Below are 16,532 nucleotides of genomic sequence, written 5' to 3'. Positions count from 1 at the left end.
CGCTTTTTCGGCTCCGTTGAGAACTGCCTTGGCGAGCCCGGTGTTGCCACAGTCGTGACCGTTGAATCGTCGATCACCGTCGCAAGCTACAATGTGCGCAAGGCCATCGGCACCGACCGGCGCCGAAACCCGCAGCGCGTGCTCGATGTGCTCCACGAAATGGATGCCGACATCGTCGCCCTGCAGGAAGCGGACAAGCGCTTCGGCGGACGCGGCGCGGCCGTGCCGCACGAGCTGATCGACGATCACGGGACGTACAGGCCGGTGTTCTTCGGAGTGAAGCACCGGCGCGTTCTGGACCGCATGCCGGGCGGAAAGCATGTCGACGCGCTGCTCAAGATCAACACGCGCAACATGGGCTGGCACGGCAACGCCATCCTCGTGAAGCAGCATGTCGGCGTGCTCGACTGTGCGGCGCTTGAGCTTCCGACATTCGAGCCGCGCGGGGCCGTGCTTGCTGAATTGTTGATCGGCGAGAGGCCCGTCCGGGTGATCGGCATGCATCTCGATCTCTCCGGAATGTGGCGACGGCGCCAGATCCGGGCGATCCTTGAGGCCGTGGCAAAGCGGCCTCAGAAAATGCCCACCATCCTGATGGGCGACACCAACGAGTGGCGCGAAGCGGCGGGCTGCCTCAGGGACTTTGAACCGCATTTCCATATCGCTCCGACCGGGCCGAGCTTCCATTCGCGGCACCCGGTGGCGGCGCTCGATCGCATCATAGTCGACAAGGAATTGCGGATCGATGCGGCCGGCGTGCACATGAGTCCCTCGGCGCGGCGCGCGTCGGACCATCTGCCAATCTGGGCGCGGCTCTCGCCTTAGGCGGCGCCGGCCATCTTCCGTTGGCGGCGGCGGTGGATGGATGAGCCGATCCCCATCGACTCCCGATATTTGACGACGGTGCGGCGGGCGCAGTCGAAGCCGCGCTGCTTGAGCAGGCCGGCGATGGCGTCGTCGCTCAGCACATCGGCCTCACTTTCGATGATCTCGCGGATCGCCGCTTTTACCGCTTCGGCAGCAGCGCCTTCGCCCTCGCTCTCGGTCGAGGCGACGCCCGAGCCGAAAAAATATTTCAGCTCGAACAGGCCGCGATCGCAAAGCAGATACTTGTTCGAGGTGACCCGGCTGATCGTGGATTCGTGCATCTCGATCGCGTCGGCAATCTCGCGCAGGGTCATCGGCTTCATCGCGGCGACACCCTTCTCGAAGAAGCCCTGCTGCCGCTTTACGATCTCGCTGACGACCTTGACGATCGTCCGGGCGCGCTGATCGAGCGCTTTCACCAGCCAGTTCGCGCTGGCCAGACATTCGCTGAGCCAAGCCCGCGATTTCTTGTCCTGCGGTCCGGTCTTCAGCTCCTGATAGTAGCGGCGATTGACCAGCAGCCTCGGAAGCGTCGCCTGGTTGAGTTCGACCGCAAAGCCAAGCCGAGTCCGGCGGACGAACACGTCCGGCGAAACGCTTTCAGCTCCCCGGCTCGAGAACTGGCAGCCGGGTTTTGGATCGTAAGCGCGAAGCTCCCGGACCATGTCGGCGAGATCCTCGTCGTCAACCCCGCAAATGCGCTTGAGGTCGGCCATGCGGCCCTTGGCGAGCAGATCGAGATTATCGATCAGCCTCGCCATGGCCGGATCGTAGCGGTCAGCCGCCTTGGCCTGCAGCGCGAGACATTCGGAGAGATTTCGAGCGCCTACCCCGGGCGGATCGAGGCTTTGGACGAGCCCGAGCGCCTCCCCGACGACCGCGACTGGCTCCTCCGTAGCTTCGGCAATGTCGCGGACCGGCACGTCCAGATAGCCGGTCTCTTCGAGCATTTCTGCGATGACCCGAGCGAGCTGTCCGACCGTGCCTGACGCGCCATGAAGCTGGTTGAGCAAATGTTCGGACAGCGAGTCCGCCGTATATTCCATCCGCTCAAAATCCGGGCCGTCTTCGTCACCGCCGCCACTGCTGACAACGACATCGGCGAAGCTGTCGGTTTCCAGCGCTTCGCTGTCCCAGTCGAAATCGAGCGGCTGATCGGACGTGCCGTCCGACGAAGTCATCAGTTCATCGGCGCCGGGGACCGCTGGTTCGTCGGAGGAATCTACCGCGACTTCGGCATCCGCATCCAGGGGCGGGCCGCCCTCGTCGTCGCCGCCTGAAGCCGCCTCAAGGAGGGGGTTCTTGGATATCTCCTCCGCGATGACCGCTTCGAGCTCGAGGTTCGACAATTGCAGCAGGCGAATCGCCTGCTGCAGCTGAGGCGTCAGGACGAGTGCCTGAGTTTGTCGAAGGTCGAGGCGTGGGCCGAGCGCCATTGCGCTAAGAGACTAGCGGCAAAGAATTAAAGCGCGAAGCTCTCGCCGAGATAGAGTCGACGAACTTCATGGTCGGCGACGAGTGCCTGCGGAGTCCCCGCGAATAGCACCTGGCCATCGTAGATGATGCAGGCGCGGTCGACGATGTCGAGCGTCTCGCGGACGTTGTGGTCGGTGATGAGCACGCCGATATCGCGCTTCTTCAGCTCCCGAACCAATTCGCGGATGTCGGCAATCGAAATCGGATCGATCCCGGCGAAGGGCTCGTCAAGGAGCATGATCGACGGGTCGGCCGCGAGGGCGCGGGCGATCTCGCAGCGGCGACGCTCGCCGCCAGACAGGGCCATCGCGGCGGAATCGCGCAGGCGCGTCAGCCCGAACTCTCCAAGCAGTTGCTCAAGCCGGTCATGCCGGGCGTGCGGCTCGGGCTCCGCGACTTCCAGCACCGCCATGATGTTCTGCTCCACGGTCAAGCCGCGGAAGATCGATGTTTCCTGGGGAAGATAGCCAAGCCCAAGGATCGCTCGCCGGTACATCGGCAGCTCGGTGATGTCCTGGCCGTCCAGGAAGATCCGACCACTGTCCGGCTTCACCAGGCCCATGACCGAGTAGAAGCAGGTGGTTTTGCCTGCGCCGTTCGGGCCGAGCAGGCCAACGACCTCACCGCGGTGAACATCGAGCGAAACATCGTGCAAGACGGCCCGGCGATCATAGGCCTTGGCGATCGACCGGACTTCCAGGCCGCCAACCGCCGCCGCCGGCTCGATGACCGCGCGTGGGAGGGTGACGGCTTCGTTCACGGGATCAGCCGCCCTTTTTCTGAGGGACGGTGAAATGTCCGGTCACCCGGCCGCCGCTTTGGCCGACGCCGGCAGGGCCACCATCGATCACTGCGCGTCCGGTATCGAGATCGATCACCAGCCGCTGGCCATTGATCTGCGATCCCTGGCGCTGGAGGACGACATCGCCGACGAGGGTGATCAGCTTTCGGTCGAGGTCGTAGATTCCGAGAGCGCCCCGCGCGGTCTCGGACGGACTGCGCACCGTCACGCCGCCGCTGGCATCGAGCCGCTTGATCTGGACACCGCCCGTGCTCGTATAGGCGACCGTCAGTCGGGCAGTATCGAGACTCAGTTCGTCCTGCCTCACCTTCACGTTGCCGGCGAAGATTGCGCGGTCGGCGCGGTCCTGGACCTCGATCCGGTCGGCGGAAACGTCGACGGGCGCGTTGCTGTTGTGTCCCTTGAGCGCCGAGACGGGCTCCTGCGACTGGGCGAGGGCCGCTGCCGCCGTGGCGAGCGCCACAGGGGCGAGAAGGATCAGCGGCAATCTGCGCATCGGTCTCATCTGACTGCCCCCTGCACGATTTTCAAGCGAGCGCCGCCGTCCAGGACCACAGTTCGGTCATTCAGGTTGGCGCGAAGGCGTGACGCCTCGAACTGACCGAGCTCCATTCGGCCCGCCACGCCGCCGTCGCTGGTCATGACATTCTGCTTGAGGTCGACCGTCACGTCGCGCGTCACCAGCTGTTCGCCCTCTGGGCCGGCAACCCGAACCGGGCCCTGGACCGTCACCTTCTGCTGGTCGAGATTGTACTGGCCCTGGTTCGCCGCAACCGTCACGGGCCCCTGCGCAAGGCCGAAGCGGGCGAGCATTCCCCAGATGTCGACGATCGGCTGCTCGGAAGTTCGCTGAAGCGCGCGGTTGGCGACGATCAGGAATTTCTGCCCGTTATTGTCCTGGCCGACATAGCGCGCCTGCTCCACGCGCATGCGCTCGGGAGCGTTCTCCACCTGGTTCTTGTCGAGGATGAAGCTCACGTCCCCACTCTTGTCGAGCGGCGCCATGGCCAGGAATGCGATCACGACGCCGACAGCACTTGGGAGCGCGACCTTCGCGAACCGCACGATCCTGTCGTGCGAGCTCCCGGGCACCGCCCAACGCTGTTTTACTTCGCGTTCCTGGTTGGCAAGGTCCGACATCGATTATCCGTCGTGAGCGAAAATGTCCTGTTCCGGCCAGCCGGCCAGATCAAGCAAGGCACGATGGGGAAGGAAATCGAAGCAGGACTGCGCCAATTCAACCCGCTTTTCCCGAACCAGGCGTTCGTCGAGCTTTTCTTTCAGCGCATGCAGGTAGCGGACGTCGCTCGCGGCATATTCGCGCTGGGCATCGCTAAGCTCCGGTGCACCCCAGTCGCTGGTCTGCTGCTGCTTGGAAATTTCGTGGCCAAGAAGCTCGCGGACAAGGTCCTTGAGGCCGTGCCGGTCTGTATAGGTCCGAACCAGACGGGACGCCGTTCGCGTGCAGTACAGCGGCGCGGCCATGAACCCGAGGTAGGCCTGGATCATCGCCACATCGAATCGGGCGAAGTGATAGAGTTTGAGGCGGTTCGGATCGCCGAGAAGCGCCTTGAGGTTTGGCGCAGAGTAAGCGCTTCCCTTGCGGAATCGGACCAGGTGCTCGTCCCCGCGGCCGTCAGACAGCTGGACCAGGCATAGCCGATCGCGCGCCGGATGGAGCCCCATCGCCTCCGTGTCGACGGCAATCGCCCCTTCGAAGCTAAGGCCGTCGGGCAGGTCTTCTTCATGGAAATGGATGCTCATTCACTCGTCCCAAAAATCTTTCATTACGCTCGGATCGCTCCCCCTTTAGCAGACCTTGCGCCGCACTTCTTGAGGCCATGTCACGGTTCCGCGCTGGAATCACTGGAGAGACACAGTTTTTTGCTGTAGGGTGCTGAACAGTGTGTGAGCAATCATGCGCCTGACCGGTTGCGCTCTTTGGGCCCAGCGCGTTGGTTTTAAGACATTGTGGGCACAAAGGATTTTAGACGGGCATGGGTTTCGATAGAGGGCGTAAGGGGGACCGCGGTGGTCGCGGCCGTGACAAGCGCGACGATTTCTTCGGTGGTGAAAGCAGCAGCTACGGCGAGCGCGGCGGTTTCGGAGACCGCGGCGGATTCGGCGGTGGCGGTGGCGGTGGCGGCGGTGGATACCGCGGCGGCGGCGATCGCTTTGGTGGCGGCGGCGGAGGCGGTGATCGCTTCGGCGGTGGCGGCGGCTTCGGCGGTGGCGGCGGCTTCGGCGGTGGCGGAGGCGGTGGTTTCCGTGGCGGCGGTGGCGGTGGCGGCTTTCGTGGCGGCGGCGGCGGTGGCGGCGGAATGCCCCCCCAGGTCGTCGGCGAAGGCAAGGGCGTCGTAAAGTTCTTCAATCCGCAGAAGGGTTTCGGCTTCATCGTCCGTGACGATGGCGGCGAAGACGTTTTCGTGCACATTTCTGCTGTCGAGCAGGCCGGTCTAACTGATTTGGCCGACGGTCAGCCGCTCGAGTTCACGCTGGTCGATCGTGGTGGGCGTATTTCCGCGACCAACCTGCGAATCGATGGCGAGCCGATGGCGGTCGAGCGGGCCGAGCGCGCGCCCGAGCGGAAGCTGACTGGCGAAAAGGCGACGGGCGTCGTCAAGTTCTTCAACGCGATGAAGGGCTTTGGCTTCATTCAGCGCGACGACGGACAGCCGGATGCGTTCGTGCATATCTCGGCGGTTGAGCGTGCGGGCATGCCGACGCTCAACGAAGGCGACCGACTTGAGTTCGAGATCGAGGTGGATCGTCGCGGCAAATATGCCGCGGTGAACCTGGCACCGGTCAGCGAATAACAGCTCCTAGGGGGCAGAGGAGCCGGCGGGACGCAAGTCCCGCCGGCTTTTTCATGCCTATTGAGCGCTTGCGTAGAAATCCGCGAGGTCGGCCTTGAGCTGCCGTGCAGAGCCCGGGTCCGTGTACATCATGTGGCCCGCCGGATAGTAAGTGTAGCGGATGTTCGCCGTGATCTGCGGCTCCAGCGCCATATGGCCGATGTCATAATCAGCCCCGAAGAATGGCGTCGCCAAGTCATAGAGACCGTTCACTGAAAGCAGCTTCATCCGGGGATTGCCGCGCATTGCCGCAGCGAGGTCGGCGCTTGTGTCGACTGCGAGTTGCTGCCCCTCGACCGACTTGTGCTGGAAGTTCCAGTCCTCGCCGATGCCGGCGTAATTGTTCGGCCGGTAACTGAGCGGCGTCTTGTAGCCGAGGTCGCGGAACAAATAGTCGTTCAGCGCTCCGGCAAAGGCGCCGGTAATGGCCGCAGCCTGTGCATCGTAGCTCGGCTTCTCGCCTGCCGCGTCGGCGTCCGTGCCGACATAGCGCGAATCGATCCGGCCAATGATCTGGCGGCGATCCCGCAAGAGCTCGCGCTCGAAACGGTCGGGATTCACGCGCAGGTTCGAGCGAAGGATGTATGCCTCCGACAGGCCGGTCAGCCGCGCCATTTGCTGTGCAATGGACTGCTTCTCCGCCTCGGTGATTGCGGCGCCCTTCTGTAGGGCGGCGGCGTAAGGGCCGGCGGCGAACGCCTTCGCCTCGGCCACCCAGCTCATCAGGTCCGGCTTCGGTTCGGCGACTTTGCCGTGATACCAGGCGTTGGTCGCATAGGTCGGCAAGAAGTTGACCATCGACTGATCGCCGTTGAAGCTGTTGAAGTTCAGCACCGTCGAGACGAGCACGATGCCGTTGAGCTGAACGCCGCGGTCCGCGAGCGCGGTGGATAGGCCCGCCGCTCGGGTCGTCCCGTAGCTTTCGCCGATGATGAACTTGGGCGAATTCCAGCGCCCATATTTGGTCAGGTAGCGCTGGATGGTTCGGCCGAACGCATCGAGATCCTTGTCGACACCGAAGAAGTCCTTCGATTCGGCCTTGCCCAATGGCCGCGAGAGCCCGGTCGTCGGCGCGTCGATGAACACAAGGTCGCTGACGTCCAGCAACGTGTCCGGGTTCGCACCGTAGCGGAACGGAGGGCCCTGAACCGTTTCGGGAAGCGAGGCGTCCACCTTCACCGGCCCGAAGCTGCCCATGTGCAGCCACATGGTCGACGAACCCGGCCCGCCATTGAACAGGAAGGTCACTGGCCGAACGGGACCGCGCCCGTTGTCCACCGTGTAGGCGACGTAGAACATGCTCGCCTTGGGCGCGCCGTCATCGTCGCGGATCGTCAGGTGACCAGGCGTGACCGTGTAGCTCAGCGACCGGTCGCGCATCGAGATCGAGCGCTTCTTCGGCTGGGCGTCTTCCTCGACGCTTGCGGCGGCGACATCCGGATCCGGCTTCGCGGCTTCCTCTTTCGCTTTCGCTGGCGGGGCATCGCCGGCAGGGGCTGGCGTATCGGCGGCAAAGGCGGTGGTGGAGAGGAGGAGGCTCAGCGCCAATAGTGACGAACGCATGCTTCGGTCAGTCCTTCATCGGGATCGGCTTGCCGCCGACCATGACATAGCCGACGCGCTGCACAGCGGTCGGATCGACCAACGGGTCTCCTTCGACTGCAATCAGGTCGGCTGACTTGCCGGGATCGAGAGTCCCGGTCTCGCTTGAGATGTCGAGAAGGTCCGGACCGCCCTTCGTCGCAGCGATCAGGGCGTCCCGCGGAGTCATCCCGCCCTTCGTTACCATCAGCTCAAGTTCCTTGTTGGCCTGATTGTGAGGAGCGACAGCGCTGTCGGTACCGAGGGCGATCTTCACGCCGGAGCGATAGGCGAGGTTCAGCCCTTTGCCCCAGACGGCGAAGGTCTGCCGCGCCTTGGCTTCGGATTCGGGCGGCAGCTTGCCGCTGCCCATCAGCGCCTGGACTCCGCTGAACGCCATGAGGGTCGCTGAATAATAGGTACCGTGCGCCTTCATCGCCTGAGCGCCTTTGGCATCGAGGAAGGTGCCGTGCTCGATCGAATCGACGCCCGCGTTGGTGGCGGCGAGGATTCCCTGCGCGCCATGAGCGTGGGCGGCCACCTTGAGGTGCATTGCGTGGGCCGCCTCGACGATGCCCTTCATCTCGGCGTCACTGAAATGCTGTTCGAGGCCCATCGCCCCCGGATCGAGGACGCCCCCAGTTGCCATGATCTTGATGACATCGACGCCCTCGGCCGCGAGCTTGCGAACCGCCGTCTGGCACTGCTCGACGCCGGTGCAAACGGCCGGGCTCAAGTGCGCGTCGTTCACGGCCTGCGCCAACTCGGGCGGGAGACCGGTCGCCGCGTCCGCGTGACCGCCGATGATCGAGAGAGGGTCGCCGGAGACTCGGATGCGCGGACCCGGAAAGCGTCCTTCCGCTACCGCGTCGCGAACCGCGGTCACTGCGCTTGCATCGCCACCGAGATCGCGGACCGTGGTGAACCCGCCGCGCGCCATTTCCAGCGCATGCGTCAGGCCCAGAGTGGTCGCGTAAGGAGCGGAATATTTCTTCGTGAAGTACGCATACCAGGGTGTCCCGGAGGTCTGCGTCAAGTGGACGTGGACGTCGGTCATGCCCGGCATCACCGTGCGGCCGCGCTCGTCGACGATCGTCGCACCGGCGGGCGCAGCGAAGCCGTTCTCAATCCGCGCGATCCGCCCATTCTCAACGATCACGGTCGACGCTCCGCGTGCGGGCTGCGCGGCATCGACGATCAGACGTCCGGCCTGGATTGCGTAGGTTTCGGCGCTGGCAGTGGAAGCGGCGGTCAGCGCCGCGACGGCGGCTAACAGTTTCAGCATGCAACTCTCCCCTTCGGTGCGTGACCGTAACGGGAGTCGCAATCGCTTCAAGTGGCCATGGCGAGCAGGGCCTCGATGCGGTCGGCTTCGTTCGCCGGCTTGTCCGTTCGGATACGGCTGACGCGAGGGAAACGCATGGCGAGGCCGGACTTGTGACGAGTGCTCTTGTGGATCGAATCGAAGGCGACTTCGAACACCAGGCTCTTCTCGACTTCGCGGACCGGGCCGAAGCGCTGGATCGTGTGGCTTCGGACCCAGCGGTCGATCCAGCGCAGCTCCTCGTCAGTGAAACCGAAATAGGCCTTTCCGACGGGAAGCAGCTCGCCCGCTTCGTTCCAGCAGCCGAAGGTATAGTCGCTGTAATAGCTTGAGCGTTTTCCAGAACCGCGCTGGGCGTACATCAGCACGCAATCGGCAGTCAGCGGATCGCGCTTCCACTTGTACCAGAGGCCTGCCCGGCGACCCGCCACATAGGGGCTGTCTCGACGCTTCAGCATGATGCCCTCGATCGCCGCGTCGCGGGCACCCGCGCGGAGAGCTTCCAGCTCGTCGAAGTTCGCCGCTTTGATCAGCTGCGAGATGTCGAACCGCTCGGCTTCGAGCGTCGGGACGAAGCTCTCCAGCCGCTTGCGCCGCTCGGACCAGGGCAGTTCGCGGTGGTCGCGGGCACCTTCGAGCAATATGTCGTAGAGACGCACGAACGCCGGATATTGGCCGAGCATCTTCTGGCTGACGTTCTTGCGGCCGAGCCTCTGCTGGAGCGCGTTGAAGCTGGCGGCCGCCCCGCCATGGAGATCGGCAGCGCCTTGATCGGTGCCTCGAACGAGAAGCTCGCCATCGAGAACTCCCTCCGCCGTGAAGGCCTCGGCAATCTCGGGGAAGCTGCCGCTGATGTCGTCGCCGGTCCGGCTGTAGAGGCGCGTCTGCCCCGCTGTCCGCACGATCTGGACGCGGATTCCGTCCCACTTCCACTCCGCCGCATAGTCGTCGAGCGAGACCTTCGTTTCTTCGAGCGGATGGGCGAGCATGAAGGGCCGAAAAACCGGAACGTCGCGCGCAGTCGGCTGCGGCCCGCGGCCTTCGGCCCAGTCAAATAACTCCAGATAGGGCGGAGCGAGGCCGTGCCAGACTTCCTCGACCGCTTCGACGTCAATCCCGAAGGCGTCGGCAAGCGCCTGCTTTGCGAGCCGGGCCGAAATGCCGACGCGTAATGCTCCCATCGCCAGCTTCAGAAGCGCGTACCGGCCGGACGCATCGAGATGGTCGAGCATCTCTGCGAGCACCTTCGGCGCGTCCATCTTGCTTGCCGAGCGAAGGCGATCGACGGCGGCGGAAATGCTGACGGTAGCGTCGTCCAGCTCCGGCTCGCCATCTGCCGCATTGGGCCAGAGCAGCGAAATCGTCTCCGCCGAATCGCCGACATAGTCGCGGCTCATGCGGAACAGGACCGGGTCGATCGTCTCTTCGACCAGCCCGCGTATGGCAGCCGGTTTTACATGGGGAATGTCGAGCGTCGCGGTCAGCGCGGCGAGCGCGATCCCCCGATCAGGGTCGGGCGTTTCCTTGAGGTAATCTCCGATCAGCTTGAGCTTGGTGTTGCGCGAGCGCGTGTAGACGAGGTCGTCCAGCAGCTGGGAGAAGGCGCGCATCGGGCATCACAATGCCTCAATGGCGTTGCGGTGCCGAAACTTTAGTGAAGACGAATGGCAAGCGCGGCGAGAATTGCGTTCGTGTCGGTGCTGCGATTGCTCGAAAGAGCTTCATCCATATGTTCGAGGCAGCACTGCAACGAAACGCGGTGGCCGGGCAGAAGCGCCAGCTGTGCCGAGCGGTGCGCAAGGCATTCGAGCGCGGCAAACCCGTTGATCGCCGCAACCTCGCGGATCGCGTCCATCTGGGCGTGGATATCGAGCGGCGACAGTCGGGTCGCGCGCTTCGTCAGGTCGGCGATGCGCTCACCGAGCTGCTGACGAACGTCGCTTAGCGAGTCAGATTTGCGTGCCCGAGCCATGAGCGCAGTTTCACCGATGATGGTTAAGAGCGTGTTACGCGGCCGCGTCTTCTTGACAAAACGGCTCGGGCCAGTCATTTGCGCCGGCGATCGAGCGGCCGCCTCGCGCGCCGCTCTCTTCGTTTCAAGCATTTGGGATAGGCGCGATGGCCAAGCCGACAACCGTCAAGATCAAGCTCGTCAGCACGGCCGACACGGGCTTCTTCTACGTTACCAAGAAGAACCCTCGGAACCAGACCGAGAAGATGAGCTTCCGCAAGTACGACCCGGTCGCGCGCAAGCACGTCGAGTTCAAGGAAGCGAAGATCAAGTAAGCCGCTGCCGGCGCTTTACGCGTCGGCGGTTACCGGCTCTTTCCGCGCGAGCAGTGAGTCCACCTCCTGCACGAACCGCGCGACTGAAATCGGCTTCGTCACGTAGGATTCAGCGCCCGCTCCGCGGATGCGCTCCTCGTCGCCTGCGGTCGCATATGCGGTGACCGCCATGATCGGCACGTCCTTGATCGCCTCGTCGGCGCGAATCAGCTGAATGAGCTCCAGCCCGCTGACGTGCGGGAGCTGGATGTCGGTAATCACCAGGTCGGGAACGAACTCGCGCGCTGCGTCGAGGGCGAGGCGGCTGTCGGTCACGGCCTGCGGCTCATGGCCATGCGCTGCGAGCAGATCGCAGAACAGCTTGATGTTGAGGGCGTTGTCCTCGACAATCAGGATCTTGGCCAACCGAATATTCCCCCCACTCTCTCTAGCAACGACTTAAGCCATGCGGGCTCGCTCGACAAATGACGCTGAGACGCTCGCGCTCTCCGCGCTTGCCGCCACACTGACCGACGAACGCCGCGCCCGGCGGTTCCTCGACCTGTCCGGAATCGACACAGAGGAGTTGCGCCTCCAGGCTGCGGAGCCGGCGTTGCTTGCCGCATTGCTGCGCTTCCTCGAAGCGCACGAACCCGACCTGATCGATGTAGCCGATGCGATGGGCGTGAAGCCGGCGGAGCTGGTCGCAGCCCGGGAGGACCTGGAAGCGTGAAGCGGCCGCTGCTCATCACCGATTGTGACGAAGTGCTGTTGCATATGGTCAGCCACTTCGCCGAGTGGCTGGAGGCGGAGCATGGTGTCCGCTTCGAGCTGGAAACCGGCCGCTGGTCCGAGGCGATGACCGTCGTCCAGACAGGCGAGTCGCTTGCGCTCGACCAGGCCTGGATCCTGCTCGACGCGTTCTTTCGCGGGGAAATGCACCGCCAGACCTTGGTTCCGGGGGCAGTAGAAGCGCTCGGCCGGATCGGCGAGGCCGCGGACATCGTCATCCTCACCAACCTCGGCAACGAGGCGCATCCCTGGCGCGTGGAGCAGCTTGCAAGCCACGGCATACGCCATGACGTCATCTGCAACACCGGCGGCAAGGGCGCGCCGGTGAAGCAGCTGCTCAAGAAGCGCCGTCCCTCGGGAGCCGTGTTCGTCGACGATCTGCCGATGCATCACGCTTCGGTCGCGAAACATGCTCCCAAGGTCTGGCGGCTTCACATGATCGCGGAGCCTCGCGTTGCGGGAGCCGTTCCAATGGCCGAGCACGCCCACGCGCGGATCGACGACTGGCCCACCGCCACCGACTGGATCCTCGACAAGCTTTCGGAGAAGAAATGACCAAGACCATCCTCATTACTGGCGCGACTGCGGGATTTGGTCAGGCCGCGGCAAGGCGCTTTGCAGCCGACGGATGGCGAGTTATCGGCACCGGCCGTCGCGCCGAGAGGCTCCGAGAGCTTCAGCAAGAGCTGGGCGACGCCCTCCTGCCGCTGGAAATCGACATGCGCGATCGCGAGGCCGTCGAAAGCCTTTCGAATCTTTCGCCGCCCTGGGGCGACATCGACCTCCTGCTCAACAATGCGGGCTTGGCGCCACCAATGACCCCGATGCCGGAGACGGATTGGGAGCGGATCGAAGAAGTCCTAGACACAAATATCGCGGGATTGGTCGCGCTCACTCGCGTGCTTCTTCCGAAGCTGGTCGAGCGCAAGGGGCAGATCATCAACCTGTCCTCGGTCGCTGCGACGTATCCCTACAAAGGTGGAGCGGTCTATGCAGGGACCAAGGCGTTCGTCCGCCAGTTCTCGCTTGACCTTCGTTGCGACCTCGCCGGAACCGGTGTCCGGGTGACCTCGATCGAGCCGGGCATGGCCGAGACCGAGTTCACTATTGTGAGGACAGGAGGGGACAAGGCTGCCTCGGACGCGCTCTATGCAAACATGAAGCCGATGACCTCGGAAGACCTCGCGGACCTGTTCTGGTGGCTGGCCAACCTGCCGCCGCACCTCAACATCAACACGATCGAGCTGATGCCGGTCAGCCAGAGCTGGGCCGGCTTCACCGTTAACCGCGAGGGTTGACCAGAAGCGCCAGCGGGTGTTGAGGCGCGGCCATGAGCATCGACCAGCGCCTCGCCGAACTCGGCATCACCCTTCCGCAGCCCGCAGCCCCCGTTGCCTCTTACGTCCCGGCGGTCGAGCAAGGCGGCCTGCTTCACATCTCCGGCCAGATCAGCTTCTCCGAAGATGGGAATCTCATTCAAGGTCGTCTTGGCGAAGACATGAACCTGGAACGTGGAACCGCGGCTGCGCGCCGTTGCGGGATCATGCTCCTGGCGCAGATGAAGGCGGCGCTCGGTTCGCTAGATCGAGTTGAGAAGGTCGTGAAGCTCGGCGTGTTCGTGAATAGCGCGCCTGACTTTACCGACCAGCCGAAAGTCGCGAACGGTGCTTCCGAGCTGATGCAGGAAGTGTTCGGCGAGGCCGGCCGGCACGCGCGCAGCGCCGTCGGCGTCGCGGTCCTGCCCCTGGGTGTCGCCGTCGAAGTGGATGCGATCGTCGCGGTCAAAGCCTGACCCGCTCGAGCCGGGCCCGAAAGGGTTCGCGCACCGGGGCCTGCACTACGGCTCTGGCTTTCCCGAGAATAGCCTGATCGCGTCCGCCGCAGCGCTCGAGCTTGGCGCGGGCATCGAATGCGACCTGAGGCTTACCGCCGACGACCAGATTCTCGTCTTTCACGACGCGGATGCCTGGCGCATGTGCGGCAGTCCGCTTCGCATCGGCCAATCCACCCATGAGGAGCTAAAGAAGCTCAAGGTCGGTGAGGGCCCACTGCCGACCCTCGAAAGCCTTCTCGCGCTAGTGAAAGGCGACGCTCCGCTGCTGCTGGAAGTGAAGGTCGACAGCGATATCTGGCGCTGGGTGCCTGCACTACGGCGTGCGCTCGCGGGCTACGCCGGTCCGTTTGGGGTGATGAGCTTCGATGCTCGCCTGGCGAGGCTTTTGAAGACGAACATGCCTGACGTTCGGCGCGGACTTGTCGTTCGCGATGACCTTTCGCCCCTGCAACGCAGCCTTGCGATCTGGCTTGCCGATCCCGATTTTCTCGCCGTGGATCGTACTTCTCTCGGAAAATCATGGATCGCCCGCGAACGGGAGCGGATGCCAGTCTACAGCTGGACGATACGATCGCCCGAGCAGCGCGCGCAAGCGCAGGTTCACGCCGATGCCCTTATCTGGGAAGCCGATGGCCGACCGTGAATCGGAAGTAATTGCCAAACTGGCGTCGGGGGTGAGCGGTCTCAACAGCCACGCCTGGGACAGGCTTTCGGGCGATGACCCGTTCGTAAGCCATGCCTTCCTCTCGGCGCTCGAGGAGTCGGGCAGCGTCGGCAAAGGCACCGGCTGGACGCCTGCGGCCATCCTTGTCGAGGACGAATCTTCCCGTCTGATTTCGGCGGCGCCCGCCTATCTGAAAACTCACAGCCAGGGCGAATATGTATTCGACCATGGCTGGGCCGACGCCTTTGAGCGCGCGGGCGGGACCTATTACCCGAAGCTTCAGATCGCCGTTCCCTTCACCCCCGTGCCCGGGCCGCGCTTGCTCGGCACCCAGCCGCAGCACTTGCTTGCGGCTGCCGAGGCGGTGGTCGTCCAAAATGAGATCTCATCGGCGCATATGACCTTCATCGATGAGGGTGGCGTCGCCGAATGCGAGCGGCGCAATTGGCTCATCCGGGATGGCATCCAGTACCATTGGCGGAACCGCGGCTACGGCAGTTTCGAAGACTTTCTTGCGGCGCTGACCAGCCGCAAGCGCAAGGCGATCCGCAAGGAACGTGACGCAGCGCGGCATGGTTTCGAGTTCCGAACTCTGCGTGGTGCCGAGATCGGCGCGGCTGACTGGGACTGGATGTGGCGCTTCTACCAGGACACCGGCTCCCGCAAATGGGGACGGCCTTACCTGACCCGCAAATTCTTCGACCTCATTGGCCAGAGCATGGGCAACAAGCTGCTCCTGTTCCTCGCCATGCGCGACGGCGAGCCGGTCGCCGGCGCCCTGAATCTCATAGGCCAGGACACACTTTACGGCCGTTACTGGGGAACGGTCGACGAGGTCCCGTTCCTTCATTTCGAGCTCTGCTACTACCAGGCGATCGAGTGGGCGATCGCGAATGGTGTGACCTGTGTGCAGGCTGGTGCGCAGGGCGAGCACAAGCTTGCGCGCGGCTACGAGCCAGTGGTCACCAAGTCAGCGCATTTCATCGTCGATCCGGGATTCCGCGACGCGGTCGAGCAGTTCCTGGTCGAGGAGCGGCGGGCAATCGGCGCGGAGTTGGACTGGCTGCGGCGGGCTCTGCCCTACCGCATGTCTTCCTCAGCGTAGATCGCGACCTTCTGCATCTCCGGGCCAGCGACGCCGCGATACATGGCGCGTGTCGTGAATCCCCAGGCACAATCGCCGCTCGGCGAGACGGCAATCAGTCCGCCCAATCCGCCGAGCTGTTTAATGTCTTCCAGCGTTCCGTCGAGCGCGTCCTGAAGCGTCTCTCCGGCCAGGCGAACTCGTTCACCCAACTGATGGCCGGCGACGGCGCGAATGAAATATTCGCCCGAGCCGGTCGCCGAAACCGCTGCGGAGCGGTCGTCGGCGTAAGTGCCGGCGCCAATCAGGGGCGAGTCGCCGATCCGGCCCCACTGTTTGGCCGTCAGTCCGCCCGTCGATGTAGCGGCGGCCACATGCCCGTTCGTATCAACCGCAACCGCGCCGACGGTTCCGTATTTGACGTCAGCGTCGAAGCCGCCTTTTTCGAGCAATTCGTCGAGCTGCCGACGGCGTTCGCCGGTCACGAACCAGCTGTTGTCGACCTGCGCGAGCCCGGCCTCGATCGCGAGACGATCGGCGCCTTCATATGAGAGGAACACGTGCGGACCGCGCTCCATCAATGTGCGCGCCAGGCTGATCGGCGCGCGGGTTGTGCGGACTCCTGCAACGGCGCCGGCCCGGCGATCCTCACCGTCCATGATGGCGGCATCGAGCTCGACGATGCCCTGCGCGTTGAGGGTGCTTCCGCGTCCGGCGTTGAAGCAGGGGTCGTCCTCCAGCACTCGAACAGCAGCCTCGACCGCGTCGACCGCGCTTCCGCCGTTGTTCAGGATCGCAGACCCCGCCTCGAGAGCATTGCGCAATCCCTGCCGCGCACGCTCTTCATGATCTTCGTCGCCATGGACCGGGCGCATCGCACCTGCGCCGCCATGAATCACAAGCTTCCAGGAGATAGTCATGGGGGCGTTCCTAGCCACCGACGGGTTCCAAATCCACGTCGCTGATGTCGGATTGACTCAGATTGAGT

20 protein-coding genes are annotated in these 16,532 nt (G+C 64.1%); 9 read left to right on the top strand and 11 right to left on the bottom strand.

All coding sequences use genetic code 11. The features are described 5' to 3' along the window. Window positions 1-54 precede the first annotated feature (54 nt). Window positions 55-825, top strand: a complete 771-nt coding sequence (locus tag ACMC5O_RS12365) for an endonuclease/exonuclease/phosphatase family protein (protein ID WP_187708529.1) — start codon at window positions 55-57, stop codon at window positions 823-825. On the opposite strand, the gene rpoN is transcribed toward ACMC5O_RS12365, so the two are convergent. The 5 genes from rpoN to ACMC5O_RS12340 are packed head-to-tail and all read right to left on the bottom strand — an operon-like array spanning window position 822 to window position 4,909. Then, window positions 822-2,303 (bottom strand): RNA polymerase factor sigma-54, encoded by a 1,482-nt coding sequence (gene rpoN, locus ACMC5O_RS12360; protein WP_187708530.1) that lies wholly within the window; start codon window positions 2,301-2,303, stop codon window positions 822-824. The genes ACMC5O_RS12365 and rpoN overlap by 4 nt on opposite strands. 26 nt (window positions 2,304-2,329) lie before the next feature. Continuing rightward, entirely contained in the window at window positions 2,330-3,103 is a 774-nt protein-coding gene (gene lptB / locus ACMC5O_RS12355) for an LPS export ABC transporter ATP-binding protein (protein ID WP_187708531.1), read from the bottom strand. Between the two features lie 4 nt (window positions 3,104-3,107). Further along, window positions 3,108-3,641 carry an LptA/OstA family protein gene (locus tag ACMC5O_RS12350; protein ID WP_187708532.1) on the bottom strand — a complete coding sequence of 178 codons (534 nt, stop codon included), beginning with the start codon at window positions 3,639-3,641 and terminating at the stop codon, window positions 3,108-3,110. Between the two features lie 5 nt (window positions 3,642-3,646). Then, the gene (gene lptC / locus ACMC5O_RS12345) at window positions 3,647-4,285 is read right to left on the bottom strand and encodes an LPS export ABC transporter periplasmic protein LptC (protein ID WP_187708533.1); all 639 of its coding nucleotides are present in this window, start codon (window positions 4,283-4,285) and stop codon (window positions 3,647-3,649) included. Between the two features lie 3 nt (window positions 4,286-4,288). Further along, the gene (locus ACMC5O_RS12340; RefSeq protein ID WP_187708534.1) at window positions 4,289-4,909 is read right to left on the bottom strand and encodes a ribonuclease D; all 621 of its coding nucleotides are present in this window, start codon (window positions 4,907-4,909) and stop codon (window positions 4,289-4,291) included. Between the two features lie 233 nt (window positions 4,910-5,142). Here ACMC5O_RS12340 and ACMC5O_RS12335 point away from each other — a divergent pair, with 233 nt between their 5' ends. After that, window positions 5,143-5,961 carry a cold-shock protein gene (locus tag ACMC5O_RS12335; protein ID WP_187708535.1) on the top strand — a complete coding sequence of 273 codons (819 nt, stop codon included), beginning with the start codon at window positions 5,143-5,145 and terminating at the stop codon, window positions 5,959-5,961. 57 nt (window positions 5,962-6,018) lie between these two features. On the opposite strand, the gene ACMC5O_RS12330 is transcribed toward ACMC5O_RS12335, so the two are convergent. Genes ACMC5O_RS12330 through ACMC5O_RS12315 form a run of 4 tightly spaced genes read right to left on the bottom strand, consistent with a single transcriptional unit; the run spans window position 6,019 to window position 10,877 of the window. Further along, window positions 6,019-7,563: a S10 family peptidase gene (locus ACMC5O_RS12330; RefSeq protein ID WP_187708536.1), complete on the bottom strand. Its 1,545-nt coding sequence runs from the start codon at window positions 7,561-7,563 to the stop codon at window positions 6,019-6,021. Between the two features lie 7 nt (window positions 7,564-7,570). Beyond that, window positions 7,571-8,866: a metal-dependent hydrolase family protein gene (locus ACMC5O_RS12325; protein ID WP_187708537.1), complete on the bottom strand. Its 1,296-nt coding sequence runs from the start codon at window positions 8,864-8,866 to the stop codon at window positions 7,571-7,573. A 47-nt stretch (window positions 8,867-8,913) separates the two neighbouring features. After that, the gene (locus tag ACMC5O_RS12320; RefSeq protein WP_426692944.1) at window positions 8,914-10,515 is read right to left on the bottom strand and encodes a cisplatin damage response ATP-dependent DNA ligase; all 1,602 of its coding nucleotides are present in this window, start codon (window positions 10,513-10,515) and stop codon (window positions 8,914-8,916) included. 41 nt (window positions 10,516-10,556) lie between these two features. After that, on the bottom strand, window positions 10,557-10,877 hold the full coding sequence (locus ACMC5O_RS12315; RefSeq protein WP_222949850.1) for a hypothetical protein: 321 nt from the start codon (window positions 10,875-10,877) through the stop codon (window positions 10,557-10,559). A 146-nt stretch (window positions 10,878-11,023) separates the two neighbouring features. On the opposite strand from ACMC5O_RS12315, the gene rpmG reads away from it, so the two are divergent. Then, a complete protein-coding gene (gene rpmG, locus ACMC5O_RS12310; RefSeq protein ID WP_187708539.1) occupies window positions 11,024-11,191 on the top strand; it encodes a 50S ribosomal protein L33 in 168 nt (55 codons plus the stop codon). Window positions 11,192-11,206: 15 nt separating this feature from the next. Here rpmG and ACMC5O_RS12305 read toward each other — a convergent pair whose 3' ends face one another. Next, entirely contained in the window at window positions 11,207-11,587 is a 381-nt protein-coding gene (locus ACMC5O_RS12305; RefSeq protein WP_425506914.1) for a response regulator, read from the bottom strand. Between the two features lie 49 nt (window positions 11,588-11,636). Here ACMC5O_RS12305 and ACMC5O_RS12300 point away from each other — a divergent pair, with 49 nt between their 5' ends. The 6 genes from ACMC5O_RS12300 to ACMC5O_RS12275 are packed head-to-tail and all read left to right on the top strand — an operon-like array spanning window position 11,637 to window position 15,565. Beyond that, window positions 11,637-11,903: a DUF3572 family protein gene (locus ACMC5O_RS12300; protein ID WP_187708541.1), complete on the top strand. Its 267-nt coding sequence runs from the start codon at window positions 11,637-11,639 to the stop codon at window positions 11,901-11,903. After that, window positions 11,900-12,517: an HAD family hydrolase gene (locus tag ACMC5O_RS12295; protein ID WP_426692943.1), complete on the top strand. Its 618-nt coding sequence runs from the start codon at window positions 11,900-11,902 to the stop codon at window positions 12,515-12,517. The genes ACMC5O_RS12300 and ACMC5O_RS12295 overlap by 4 nt, the downstream gene beginning before the upstream one ends. Further along, window positions 12,514-13,260 carry an SDR family NAD(P)-dependent oxidoreductase gene (locus ACMC5O_RS12290; RefSeq protein WP_187708542.1) on the top strand — a complete coding sequence of 249 codons (747 nt, stop codon included), beginning with the start codon at window positions 12,514-12,516 and terminating at the stop codon, window positions 13,258-13,260. Before ACMC5O_RS12295 ends, ACMC5O_RS12290 begins: the two co-directional genes overlap by 4 nt. A 32-nt stretch (window positions 13,261-13,292) precedes the next feature. Further along, window positions 13,293-13,754, top strand: a complete 462-nt coding sequence (locus tag ACMC5O_RS12285; protein ID WP_426692942.1) for a RidA family protein — start codon at window positions 13,293-13,295, stop codon at window positions 13,752-13,754. Continuing rightward, window positions 13,729-14,439: a glycerophosphodiester phosphodiesterase family protein gene (locus tag ACMC5O_RS12280; protein WP_187708543.1), complete on the top strand. Its 711-nt coding sequence runs from the start codon at window positions 13,729-13,731 to the stop codon at window positions 14,437-14,439. The genes ACMC5O_RS12285 and ACMC5O_RS12280 overlap by 26 nt, the downstream gene beginning before the upstream one ends. Further along, the gene (locus ACMC5O_RS12275; RefSeq protein ID WP_187708544.1) at window positions 14,426-15,565 is read left to right on the top strand and encodes a GNAT family N-acetyltransferase; all 1,140 of its coding nucleotides are present in this window, start codon (window positions 14,426-14,428) and stop codon (window positions 15,563-15,565) included. Before ACMC5O_RS12280 ends, ACMC5O_RS12275 begins: the two co-directional genes overlap by 14 nt. On the opposite strand, the gene ACMC5O_RS12270 is transcribed toward ACMC5O_RS12275, so the two are convergent. After that, window positions 15,541-16,464 (bottom strand): isoaspartyl peptidase/L-asparaginase family protein, encoded by a 924-nt coding sequence (locus tag ACMC5O_RS12270; RefSeq protein ID WP_187708545.1) that lies wholly within the window; start codon window positions 16,462-16,464, stop codon window positions 15,541-15,543. The two genes, ACMC5O_RS12275 and ACMC5O_RS12270, sit on opposite strands and share 25 nt — an antisense overlap. Between the last annotated feature and the right edge of the window lie 68 nt (window positions 16,465-16,532).

Origin of the sequence: Sphingomonas sediminicola (assembly GCF_049991885.1) — a bacterium.
Lineage (GTDB): Bacteria > Pseudomonadota > Alphaproteobacteria > Sphingomonadales > Sphingomonadaceae > Sphingomicrobium > Sphingomicrobium sediminicola.
This window is presented reverse-complemented; position numbering and strand designations above follow the sequence as displayed.